The organism is uncultured Neisseria sp., assembly GCF_951230505.1.
Lineage (GTDB): Bacteria > Pseudomonadota > Gammaproteobacteria > Burkholderiales > Neisseriaceae > Neisseria.
The window spans coordinates 1-11,978 of sequence record NZ_CATNVN010000050.1 but is presented as its reverse complement, the minus strand read 5'-3'; the positions used below and the strand labels follow the sequence as shown (position 1 = coordinate 11,978).

Here is an 11,978-nt window from a genome sequence, read left to right as displayed (position 1 = left end):
GTGCCGATGGGGACGGGCGCGTTGCGGATAATCCATTCGCGCGTTTCGTGGATGTGCGCGCCGGTGGACAAATCCATAATCGTATCCGCGCCCCAACGCAGCGACCACACCATTTTTTCGACTTCTTCGGTCAGGCTGGAGGTAACGGCGGAGTTGCCCAAGTTGCCGTTGATTTTGACGCGGAAGTTGCGGCCGATAATCATCGGTTCGAGTTCGGGGTGGTTGATGTTGGCGGGGATAATCGCGCGTCCGGCGGCGATTTCTCGGCGCACGAATTCGGGCGTGATTTGGTCGGGATGAGTCGGGATGTTCGCGCCGAAACTTTGCCCTGCGTGTTGTTTCAAGAGTTTGGCGTATTCAGGCCGTCTGAAAAGCTCGTCCAGCTTCATGCGTTCGCGTATGGCGACAAACTCCATTTCGGGCGTGATGATGCCTTGTCGGGCGTAGTGAAGCTGGGTTACGTTGCGGCCTGCTTTGGCGCGGCGCGGACGGGTGATTTGGTTGAAGCGCAGATGGGCGGTTTTCGGATCGTGCGCGCGTTCGGTGCCGTATTCGCTGGAAAGCTTGGGCAGGATTTCTGTGTCGCCGCGTTCGTCCAGCCATGCGGTGCGGACGTGCGGCAGCCCTTGTTTCAGGTCGATGTGTGCCGCCGGATCGCCGTATGCGCCGCTGGTGTCGTACACCGGAATCGGCGGATTGGTTTCCGTACCTTGCGCCGTGTAGGTGTCGTCCTGACGGATTTCGCGCAAAGGCACGCGGATGTCGGCGCGGCTGCCCGGGATATAGACGCGGTCGGAGTTGGGATATTGGAAGCGGATGCCGATGTCTTCGCTCAAGTCGGAAAGACGGCGCGCCTCATCGCCGGTTTTTTTAGCGGTAGTCATAAAAATTGCTCCTGTTTCTCGGTTATGAAATGGAAACAGGAGCATTGCTTTTTTTCAGACGGCCTTGCGGATATCTTCAATCGACCGTCTAAAATCACATTTGCCGAAACTCCCCACGCAGGTATTATCCTGTTCGGGTGTAAAGGGTATTTCTCAGCCGCTCGGTTTGAAAGCAGCACCCCTGTTTCTTTATTAACGAAAATTAAACCACGCGGCCGGTTTTTTGTAAAGCAACGTTTGGATATTTTCTGTCAAAAACGCTTGACAGCAATTCCGCCTTTCTGTATAGTTACAACTTCTGACGCGGGATGGAGCAGCATGGTAGCTCGTCGGGCTCATAACCCGAAGGTCGTAGGTTCGAATCCTGCTCCCGCAACCAAATATAAAAATCCCCTGCAATCGCAGGGGATTTTGCTTTATGCGGCATGTGTTGCGAATTGCGGATGAATTGATGGAAAGGCCGTCTGAACCATTGGGTTTCAGACGGCCTTTTGCTGTCTTGCGGCGGGGTTTGGGTAAAAATGCGACAGACTTTTTTCAGACGGCCTCTTCCGATTTGGGCTTGTTGTCGTTGCGTAGGTGTTCTTTCAGGCGCTGCAATTCTTTTTTGTCCAACCATTTATTTCGCGAACGTTGCAACAGGATCACCAATGCGGCGATTTCGTTACGCATATTGGTGCTGAGCCAGAGGAAGCCTTGCCAGTCGTAATGCAGGCGGGCGGCCGGTTTGCTTAGTTCGGTATTGAGCGAAGTATCGATGCGGATGCGGCGGGCGTAGTGGCCTTTGATGAGGCGGACGGTCAGGCGCAGTTCGCGTTGGAGTTGGTTGAAGTGGCGGTCGAGCAGGCGGATTTCACTTTCGTTGAGCGTGGGCGCGCGCAGTTTGGCGGCGGTGGTCAGGAGCAGCTCGGTGGTGTTGACGATTTTGCGGTGGGCATGCTGCATGGCTTCCATCATATTGTTGCTGATGTGGCTTTCGCCGGATGTGGCGGCCAGATGACTGCGGCTTTTGACCATGCGGGCGTTGATTTGGCGCATTTTAATCATGTTTTGTTCCAAACGCTCGCGCGTCATGCGTTTGCCGTTGCTGATTTCGGCAATCATTTTGGCGCAGTCGGTGAGGTTGTCGGCAAGCATGAAGCGCCACATGAGCGTGGAGCGCAGGGGCAGGAGTTTGGCGGCGGCAATGGCGATGGCGGCACCAATCAAAACGTTCATGGCGCGCATCAGGCCGCTGTCGAGCCAGTGGTGGCTGCTGTCGCCGATGAGCATACACATGGTCAAACCGGCAAGCATGGCGACATAGCCGTTTTTGCCGACCGCAGACCAACCGGCTACTGCGCTGGCGGCACCGATAATCAGATAGAAGAAAATGCCGTCTTGCAAATAATGCTGGTTCAACCATAAAACGGCCAAACCGACGCCCAAACCGATGGCCGTGCCGAGCATGCGTTCGACTGCTTTGGAGTAAATCGCGCCTTGGAATTGCAGCATGCCGAGGACGACAAAGACGGTCATGCCGATCCACTCGCCGTGTTGCAGATGGAAGACTTTGGCCAACAGGGTGGAAAACACGATTGCCAAGCCGAGGCGGAAGGCGTGGATATGGCGGCGATAGCGGTAGCGTTCGTAGGCGTTGAGCCAGCGTTCGGAAAAATGGAGGCGTTCGGATTGGGCAGGCATGTTGTGAAACGTATGGGTATGTGGGGATATAAATTATAACTGATTGGTAAAGCAGATGAAATTTGAACTGCTCCCCAACGGTTTGTCCTATTGCGGATTTTATCTGCCGCAAGCGGATATAATGGCGGCTTTGAATCAGACAGGCGGTGAAGAAATGGCGACGGTTTTAAGCGCAGGCGTGGACGAGGCGGGACGCGGCCCTTTGGTCGGCAGTGTATTTGCGGCGGCAGTGATTTTGCCGGAACATTTTGACCTGCCGGGTTTGACCGACTCAAAAAAACTGAGCGAAAAAAAGCGCGATATGTTGGCGCAGATGATTAAGGAACAGGCGGTCGCGTGGAGTATTGCCTTTGCCGACCCTGACGAAATCCTGCAACTGAACATCTTGCACGCAACCATGGCCGCGATGAAGCGCGCCATCGAGGGGCTGTCGGTCGTACCCGACAAAGTGTGGATAGACGGCAACCGCATTCCGAAAGATTTGAATGTCCCTGCCGAAGCCGTGGTCAAAGGCGACAGCAAAATCATCGAAATTTCCGCCGCTTCGGTTTTAGCCAAAACCGCGCGAGATGCGGAAATGTATGAATTGGCGAAACGCTATCCGCAATACGGGTTTGACCGGCACAAAGGCTACGGCACGGCGCAACATTTGGCCGCCTTGAAACAATACGGCGTCTTGCCGGAACACCGCCGCGATTTCGCACCGGTCAAAACCTTATTGGCACAAGGCAATCTGTTTGAGGAATGAAAGCACATCAAAAGGCCGTCTGAAAGATTTCAGACGGCCTTATTTTTGGAAAAGTATTATTTCAACGCAGCCAAACACTCTTTAATCAACTCAGGGCCGCGATAAATCAAACCGCTGTACACCTGAACCGCACTGGCGCCCAAGCGGATTTTTTCTGCTGCGTTCGCGCCGTTCATAATGCCGCCGACGCCGATAATTGGCAGCTTGCCGTCAATGCGTTCCGCTAAAAGTTTCAACACCTGATTGCTTTTCTCGCGCACGGGCAAACCGCTCAAGCCGCCTTGTTCGCCTGCGAGCGGATGGCTGCCCAAGCTGGATTTGTCGATGGTCGTGTTGGTGGCGATGATGCCGTCCATTTCTACGGATTTGACCACATGGGCGATGTCGTCGATTTGCGCCTCGTCCAAATCCGGCGCGATTTTAACCGCCAGCGGTACATATTTGCCATGCGCGGCCGCCAGTTGCACCTGTTTGTTTTTCAAGGCTTCCAACAATGCGCTCAATTCGTCGCCGCCCTGCAAGGCGCGCAGGTTTTTCGTATTGGGGGAGGAAATATTGACCGTGATGTAGCTCGCGTGGGCGTAGGCTTTTTCCAGGCAAATCAGATAATCGTCGGCCGCGTTTTCAATCGGCGTAACGGCATTTTTACCGATGTTGATGCCCAAAATGCCTTTAAAGCGGCTGTTTTCAATGTTGCGGATCATCGCATCGATGCCGTGGTTGTTGAAACCCATGCGGTTGATGATGCCTTGGTGTTCGGGAACTCGGAAAAGGCGCGGCTGCGGATTGCCTGGCTGCGGCTTGGGCGTTACCGTGCCGATTTCGACAAAGCCGAAACCCAAAGCGGCAAACGCATCGATGCACTCACCGTTTTTGTCCAAACCTGCCGCCAAGCCGACCGGATTGGGCAGCTGCAAACCCATCAGCTCGGTTGGCCGGGTGTGGCTGTCCACTTTGGGCAGCAGGCCGAATTTTTCGGCGGTACGCAAACTGTTGAGCGTGAAATGATGGGCCTTTTCAGCATCGAAACGGAACAGGATGGGGCGGACGAGTGAATACATGACGGCGGCTTTCTGAACGGTTGATGAATTTGGCGTTATTTTACCTGAAACCGTCAAACTGCCCCAAATCCTACGCTATGCTTCACTCAGTAATTCTTCGGCTACTTCCTCCGCTTGCTTAATCACATAGCTCACGGCTTCTTCTTGTTTATCCGGTGGGTATTTATAACGCTGTAAAGCTCGTTTCACGAGAATACGCATTTTGGCACGTACGCCTTCTTTGTATTGCCAGTCGATGGTAACTGAGCGTCTTAAAGTATCGGTAATTTCTTTGGCAAGTTTGCTCAATACTTCATCGCCCATCAGCTCTCGGGCGCTTTGGTTTTGGGCGAGGGCTTCGTAGAAGGCGAGTTCTTCTTTTTTCAGCCCCAGCTTTTCACCTAAAGCTAAGCGTTCTTGGAAGTCTTGGCTCATTTTGAAAAGCTCATCCAAAATTTCTACCACGCTTAAATTATGGTTGTGGTATTGATTTAGGGCTTCTTTTAAACGCTGCTCGAAGTCTTTTTGCAATGTTAAGTTTGCGCCTGATTTGGCTTTGATTTCGCTTGCCAAATAACGCTCCACCGCGCTAACCCATAAATTCTTAGTCGGGCTATTTTTAATGGTCTGCAAGAACTCTTCAGAAAGTAGATTGATTTGAGGCTGCGGTTTTTCCAGCAGATCAAACAAATCAATTACACCTTCGGAATAGACGGCTTGATTGACCAATTTTTTCAATAAAATCTGTCTTTCATTAGAACCCGTACCATTTTGTTTGCTCTTCGTGAGAATAGCGCGTACTGCATCATAAAAAGCAATTTCTTGGCTGTATGGCTCAACTTCAGCCAATGCGCCGCATAGCATATAGCCTTTTTTCACTAATCCTGCCGCTTTCAAAAAGGCTTTTTTGCGTGGCTCGGTTTCTTTTTTATTAAACCAATGTTGCTCGTGCGCTTTGCCCTCAAACGGTAATCGATCGAGGCCCAAAATATGGTTGGCGGCAAAACGAATCTCCATCAAAAGATCCTTTGGATTATCTTTTTCTAAGGCCGTCTGAACATCAAAGGTTTTCCCTTCAACCGGCGTTGCAAACAGGCTGCGAACAAACTCTAGATGCTCTTTCATTTTAAAGAACACATCAATCACGTTATCAGTCAGCTTGCCCTTGCCTTGCGAATTCGTGTATTGCTGGGTTGCTTCTTTGAGTTTTTCGGCAATACCGACATAATCCACAATCAAGCCGCCATTTTCTCGGCTTTTATTGCGGAATACGCGGTTAACCCGCGCAATCGCTTGCATTAAGTTATGCCCCTGCATCGGCTTGTCGATATACATCGTATTACAGCAAGGTGCATCAAAGCCCGTCAGCCACATATCGCGCACAATCACGATTTTCAGCGGATCGTTCGGGTCTTTAAAGCGGCGTTCCAGCGTTTGTTTTTCCTGTTTACTGTAAACGTGTTTCTGCATTTCCGGCGCATCGGAAGCCGAACCCGTCATCACAATTTTAATCGCCCCTTCGTTAATATTGTCCGAATGCCATTCAGGGTGCAGTTTGATGATTTCATTGTATAAATCCACGCAAATCTGACGGCTGGAAACCACCATCATCGCTTTGCTGTCGACGACTTCATTGCGTTTGGCAAAATGCTGCACAAAATCCGCGGCTAAATCAGCCAGACGGGCTTGCGAACCCAGCAATTTTTCCTGCAAACGCAGGGCAGGGGATTGCTCCTCTTCCAGCAAATCATCAATTTCTTTGAATAGCTCATCGTGTTCTTTTTCGTTTAAGCGGATTTGGCGTGCTTCATACACAATCGGCACGGTTGCGCCATCTTCCACCGCATCTTGCAAGTCATAAATGGACACATAACGCCCGAACACATCTTGCGTATCCTTATCTTCTAGGCTAATCGGCGTACCGGTAAAACCGATAAACGAAGCATTAGGCAACGCATCGCGCAAATGGCGGGCGTAGCCTGCCTGAAATTTGCCTTCATGTAGCTTTTGCGTAAAGCCATATTGGCTGCGGTGTGCTTCATCGCTGATCACAATAATATTGCTGCGCTCATTTAAAATGGGGAAGTGGCTTTCTTTCTTATTTAGAGCGAATTTTTGAATCGTCGTAAAAAACACGCCGCCGACTTCATTTTGCGCGAGCAGTTGGCGCAGTTGATCGCGGTCTTCTACTTGTTGCGGTGTTTGTTTGATTAAATCTTTGCCTGAAGAAAAAGTTTGGAAAAGCTGACCGTCCAAATCGTTGCGGTCGGTAACCACTACGATGGTAGGATTTTTCAATTCAGGCTGCGCAAGCAGTTTGCCGGCATAAAACAACATGGAAATCGATTTACCCGAACCCTGCGTGTGCCACATCACGCCAATGCGGCGGTCGCCTTTTTCTGAAGTTGCAAAAAGAGTGGAATCTACCGCTTCATTCACGCCGTAATATTGATGGTACGCCGCGATTTTTTTAATGGTTTTACCGTTGGAATCCCGCTCAAATAAGACGAAATAGCGGATATAGTCCAATAAATCCTCAGGCTTCATCAAGCCATTGAGCAGGCTTTGCAATTCATCGTCAAAATATACGCGCGCGCTTTTATTTTTTTCATCGACCACTTTCCACGGCGTAAAGCGTTGGAAATCTGCCGAAAGCGAGCCCAAACGGGCGGCAATGCCGTCTGAAATAATCAGGGCTTGGTTGTAAACAAACAGCTCGGCAATCTCATCTTTATAGGTTTCAAACTGATTAAACGCCTGCAACAAATCCGCCGATTCACGCAACGGATTTTTCAGCTCAAATACCACCAAGGGCAGACCATTGACAAAGCCGATAATATCGGGAATCCGTTTACCGCCTTTACGGCTGCGGATTTCCAGTTGATTGACGGCAACAAAGCGGTTGTTCTTCCAATGTTCGAAATCCACCAAGCGCGCCATCTCGATTTTTTGCTCGCCGTCAGCCTGATATTCCACCCGCACGCCATCACGCAACAGTTTATAAAACGCCTGATTACGCACCACCAAGTCGCCGATATCGGTTTTCGTCGCGGATTTCACCACAGAATCAACCGTACTTTCAGGCAGTTGCGGATTAAGTTTGCGCACCGCCTCACGCAGTTGCTCAACAAAGACTACGCCGCTCAAATCGCCACGGGCAAACTCGCCCTCATGAACAGGCAAGTCTTTACCATAGCGATATTCCCAACCGAGGGATTGCAGGCGTTGAAGGGTGAGTTGTTCGATATCGTTTTCGTTGAGCATGATGCGCTCCTTAGTGTATTGGTTTTAAATATCCTCTTTAGGAAAGAGGAAAATAGTATCGGGCCTAATTTGAATTTATATGTTTTTCATTGGTAAATTTTTTCTGCAAATCCGACCGCTTGCAGTCAACAAACCTCCCAAATAGTCCCCCTCTTTAGCAAAGAGGGGATAGGGGAGATTTGGCAGGGATAAAATTAGTTTTGTAGATCGCAGACTCTACATACTATTTCATTATTTTTTGGAAATATTTGGCTTGTTTTTTCTATAACTTATTGCTTTTTCAATATATATTCCTAAGTTGTCTTCAATTATTTTATATGTCTCTTGGCTGGATAATTTCCGAAGAAAGCGATAATCGTCTGGATCCAATATAGGGACATTAAAATTTAATAAGGGGTTTTGAAATTTAAATTTAGTAAATGGGTTATTTCCCTTTCTTGATGTTTTACCTTCTAGATCTTTTAAACCATCAATATAAATACCTAAAACGCCCATTCCACGATTCCAGGCACTTTCAATTTCATAAAGTACATATTTTCTATTAGATGTTTCTTCGCCAATAAGAACGACAAGACAGGAACAACCAATAAGATTCTGATTTATCCAGTTTTTAATCGCTTGATCCCCTTTTCTAGCTATCGTTTCCCAGTCATTTGGGGTAGTGATAGCATTTCCTTCAATTACCCCCATATTTCTAATTTGTTGAACTCTCCAATTATCTTTTTGATAATGGAAGCTAAAAAATACCTTTCTTTTCATTTCATATACCTTAGATAAGTAGTGCTAAAATAAGTATTCCTAGAATAGGAATATAAAACCAAGCAATGGAAGAAGAAAACATGGTTGCCAATACATTTATTAATTTTATTTCCCCAATTCCTAATGAGTACAGATTATCTGAATTGCCGCTCTTCCTTAGTGTTATTCTGTTCTCATATAGTTTGCGATATTTTCTTTCAATATATAAATAGTAAGCGTCTATATACCAAAAAGCTAAAGGAAAAATAGATAATGTAAGATTCTGAATGAATCTTTCTGTTTGTACGTTTAGTGCAATTACTGCAACAAAAATAGTAATTACCCATCCTTTAAGCATAAAACTATTTTGGGCCATTCTATTGATAATTGATTGAATTAGATCAATTTCTTTATGGATAACCTCATTGTCAATCTGATTAGTCATTTTCAATTTTTCCACTCAATAATCTAGGTAACAATAAATCCCTTATTTCTTTCAGCGCATTATTTTCTATCTCGTTATTCATAATTTTTGAATCACAAGATGATAAATATTTTTCAAAAAGCTGAATAAATTTTTCATCAGGGTTAATAATTTGAATGTTTTTTAAGTTAGCCTGATTGATAGAACCAAAAACAGTTCCTTCACCATTAAATAAATCTAATTCTGGTTTTATAGATTGTATTTGATATAAACCGAACGACAAACTTTTACTCTTATGTTGTAATGCAGCTAATCCGCGACCAATACAGCATTTTTCAAGTGCTATGTTAATATCCCCAACAGGAGCTCGAACGCTCATTAAAATAGAATTTTGTTCTGCAATACGTTTAGGATCTGTTGTAAACAATCTCGGGGTAGGAAAGCGCCAACCAAATTCTGCACGACCTTGATAGAAAAGCATTCCTTGTTTATTTTCATTATAAGTTTCTCCTTTTGGAGATTGTCCCATAACGACATCATAACAATCGCCAATCGTAGATAATTCCCACCCCTTCGGCACTTCAACCCCATCAACCTCCACCATCTCACACGGAAACGCTTTGGCGGTTTCAGCTAATTCGGCGTAGCGTTCAGGCTGTGTTTGTGAAAGTGCGGTCAGTTCTTCGGGTGTTTTTCCGCTGATTGCCTGCATGGCTGCCAGTTCCGCTTGTTCAAGGCTAAGGCCGTCTGAAAGGGCTTGGACTTTGGCACGCACGGGATCAAAATCGACAAACCAGCTTTTAAACAGGGCTTGGGCGATTTGTTCTAAGGTTTGGTTGATTTGGGTGTTGATTTCTATTTTTTCTAAAAGCTGAAAATATTTATTTCCAATTTTTTTCTGAATCGTTAAATCAGTAATAATATCTAGATGTAGGTTTTTAAAATCTCCTTTTTTGAAATGTGGAATAAGTGTTCCAACGTGCATATTAGAAATTTTTTGTTGAACTTCATCTGATCTTAATAATGCAAATAGATATTTAGGATCTATGATTTGCGGATTGGCTCTTAAAGCAACCATATCTTGAGCAATACAAAAATTAACTATCTCAGGAGTCCAAGCAACTCGACCTGGAGAACCTTTACAAACAAAAATAATATCATTTGGTTTAGGATGAGATCTAAACCAATTATTGTATGTATCTTGAGATATATATCTGATTTTTTCAAATACAGGGAAAAGAGAATCTTGTTTAATACAATTAGTTGCAATTAAAGGAATTCCTTGTTCTGAGGTGGGGCAAGTTCTTCCGCGATTATCAACAATATGAATTAACAGCTGATCTAAACTGTATTTTTTAAATTCCATACCCCAATCCCCCTAAATTCTTTTTAATCTCCGCTTCCAATTCCGCACTTTTCGCAAATTGCTCCTTCAAAAGAGCGGTCAGATTTTGCATTTTTTCTGCAAATGGCACGCCATCGTCTTCTTGTTCTGCGGTGCCGACGTAGCGTCCCGGTGTGAGGACGAAGTCGTTGCCCGCAATTTCTTCTAAAGTCGCGGATTTGCAGAAAGCGGCTTGGTCTTCGTAGCCGTCTGATTTTTGCCAAGCGTGGAGGGTGTCGGCGATTTTAGCGATGTCGTCAGCGGTGAAATCACGCAATACGCGGTCTTTCATATAGCCGATTTGGCGCGCATCGATAAACAATACTTCGCCTTTGCGCTTTTTGTTGCGATTTAAAAACCAAATACAGGCGGGGATTTGGGTGTTGGTGAAGAGTTGGCCGGGTAGGGCGACCATACATTCCACCAAGTCGGCATTGATGATGGCTTTGCGGATTTCGCCTTCGTTGTTGGTTTGGCTGCTCATGGAGCCGTTGGCAAGTAATAATGCCATTTTGCCGTTGGGCGAGAGGTGGTAAATCATGTGTTGCAGCCAAGCGAAGTTGGCGTTGCCTTTGGGCGGCGTGCCGTATGCCCAACGTGGGTCGTCGGCCAGGGATTCGCTCCACCAATCGCTGATGTTGAATGGCGGGTTTGCCATGATGAAATCCATCTTTTTGTCGATGTGTTGCGGCTGGGTGAAGCTGTCGGCGTTGTGTTTGCCGAAGTCGTAATCAATGCCGCGGATGGCCATGTTCATGGCGGCGAGTTTCCAGGTGGTTGGGTTGAATTCTTGCCCGTAGATGGAAACGTTGTTGATGTTGCCTTGGTGGGCGGTGATAAAGCGTTCGGTTTGTACGAAAAAGCCGCCGCTGCCCATGGCCGGGTCATACACGCGGCCGGAGTATGGCTCGAGCATTTCGACAATCAGGGAAACAATGGATTTGGGCGTGAAATATTGCCCGCCGCGTTTGCCTTCGGCTTGGGCAAATCTACCGAGGAAGTATTCGTAAACGTGGCCGAGAATGTCTTTTGCGCCTAAATGCACGGGCTCGCCGTTGTAAGTCGGACGGGTAAAGTGGGTATCGGAGAAGAGGATAATCAGCCCGCGCAGGGTGTCTTCGTTTACCGCATAGCCGCTAATGCGTTGGAGTACGCCTTTGAGTTTTTCGTTGTCTTTTTCAATGGCATCAAAGGCATCGTCAATCAGTTTGGCCACGCCGGAGAATTTTCCGCCCCAAGGCAGCTCTGCGCCGATGTTTAAGATGGAAACGGCTTTAATCTCGTCCCAACGGGCTTGCTGCGGCACCCAGAACACATTGTCGGCGGTGTAGTAGTCGCGGTTTTCCAGTTCGACGGTTAAGGCTTCTTGATATTCTTCGTCCGTATCGTAGAAAGTGCGGTCAAGATAGAGTGGATTTTCGGGGTCGCCAAGCTCTGCCTGAATTTTTTCCTGCTGATGGGTGAAGCTGTCGGAGATGTATTTAAGGAAGATGAGGCCGAGTACGATGTGTTTGTAATTGGCAGCATCAAGCTGCTGGCGCAGTTTATCGGCAGATGACCACAGTTTTTCGTCTAGGTCGTTTAGGAAGGCTTGTTCAAGCGCATGGTTTGCACCAGTCTGTCTCATATCTTAATCCTTGATATAGTTATTTTGAAAAAACAATAATTTAATTTTGATTGAAAATTTTCGTAATCTTGGGATTATAGTGGTTCTATATAGTAATGTCATTGATTGTTGTGCGGCTTTTGCGTGTAATCGGATAGTTCATTAAAATGGTAAGAGAGAGGTTTTTCAGACGGCCTGATGGATGTA

Annotated in this window: 9 protein-coding genes, 1 tRNA gene and 1 riboswitch; of the genes, 2 read left to right on the top strand and 8 right to left on the bottom strand. The window is 47.0% G+C overall.

Going from position 1 to position 11,978, the window contains the following annotated elements; all coding sequences use genetic code 11:
- A partial coding sequence (locus Q1M25_RS04860) for a phosphomethylpyrimidine synthase ThiC (protein WP_300482361.1) occupies positions 1–884 on the bottom strand: 884 nt, incomplete at its 3' end.
- 93 nt (positions 885–977) lie between these two features.
- A riboswitch (TPP riboswitch) is annotated at positions 978–1,077 on the bottom strand.
- A gap of 109 nt (positions 1,078–1,186) precedes the next feature.
- Between Q1M25_RS04860 and Q1M25_RS04855 the strand changes: the two genes are divergently transcribed.
- Positions 1,187–1,263, top strand: a tRNA-Met gene (locus tag Q1M25_RS04855).
- A gap of 158 nt (positions 1,264–1,421) precedes the next feature.
- Here Q1M25_RS04855 and Q1M25_RS04850 read toward each other — a convergent pair.
- Positions 1,422–2,567 (bottom strand): FUSC family protein, encoded by a 1,146-nt coding sequence (locus Q1M25_RS04850; protein ID WP_300482358.1) that lies wholly within the window; start codon positions 2,565–2,567, stop codon positions 1,422–1,424.
- Between the two features lie 154 nt (positions 2,568–2,721).
- On the opposite strand from Q1M25_RS04850, the gene rnhB reads away from it, so the two are divergent.
- Positions 2,722–3,315: a ribonuclease HII gene (gene rnhB, locus Q1M25_RS04845; RefSeq protein ID WP_300482363.1), complete on the top strand. Its 594-nt coding sequence runs from the start codon at positions 2,722–2,724 to the stop codon at positions 3,313–3,315.
- A gap of 56 nt (positions 3,316–3,371) precedes the next feature.
- On the opposite strand, the gene Q1M25_RS04840 is transcribed toward rnhB, so the two are convergent.
- The 6 genes from Q1M25_RS04840 to Q1M25_RS04815 all read right to left on the bottom strand — a co-directional run bounded on the left by Q1M25_RS04840 (position 3,372) and on the right by Q1M25_RS04815 (position 11,792).
- Positions 3,372–4,376, bottom strand: coding sequence for a quinone-dependent dihydroorotate dehydrogenase (locus Q1M25_RS04840; RefSeq protein WP_300482356.1), 1,005 nt, complete (start codon positions 4,374–4,376; stop codon positions 3,372–3,374).
- A 75-nt stretch (positions 4,377–4,451) separates the two neighbouring features.
- Complete coding sequence (locus Q1M25_RS04835) at positions 4,452–7,619, bottom strand: type I restriction endonuclease subunit R (RefSeq protein ID WP_300482353.1); 3,168 nt, start codon at positions 7,617–7,619, stop codon at positions 4,452–4,454.
- Between the two features lie 231 nt (positions 7,620–7,850).
- Positions 7,851–8,378: a TIR domain-containing protein gene (locus Q1M25_RS04830; RefSeq protein ID WP_300482351.1), complete on the bottom strand. Its 528-nt coding sequence runs from the start codon at positions 8,376–8,378 to the stop codon at positions 7,851–7,853.
- Positions 8,379–8,388: 10 nt separating this feature from the next.
- Complete coding sequence (locus Q1M25_RS04825) at positions 8,389–8,817, bottom strand: hypothetical protein (RefSeq protein ID WP_300482348.1); 429 nt, start codon at positions 8,815–8,817, stop codon at positions 8,389–8,391.
- A complete protein-coding gene (locus tag Q1M25_RS04820) occupies positions 8,795–10,147 on the bottom strand; it encodes a restriction endonuclease subunit S (protein ID WP_300482346.1) in 1,353 nt (450 codons plus the stop codon). Before Q1M25_RS04820 ends, Q1M25_RS04825 begins: the two co-directional genes overlap by 23 nt.
- A complete protein-coding gene (locus Q1M25_RS04815; RefSeq protein WP_300482343.1) occupies positions 10,137–11,792 on the bottom strand; it encodes a type I restriction-modification system subunit M in 1,656 nt (551 codons plus the stop codon). Before Q1M25_RS04815 ends, Q1M25_RS04820 begins: the two co-directional genes overlap by 11 nt.
- Positions 11,793–11,978 lie beyond the last annotated feature (186 nt).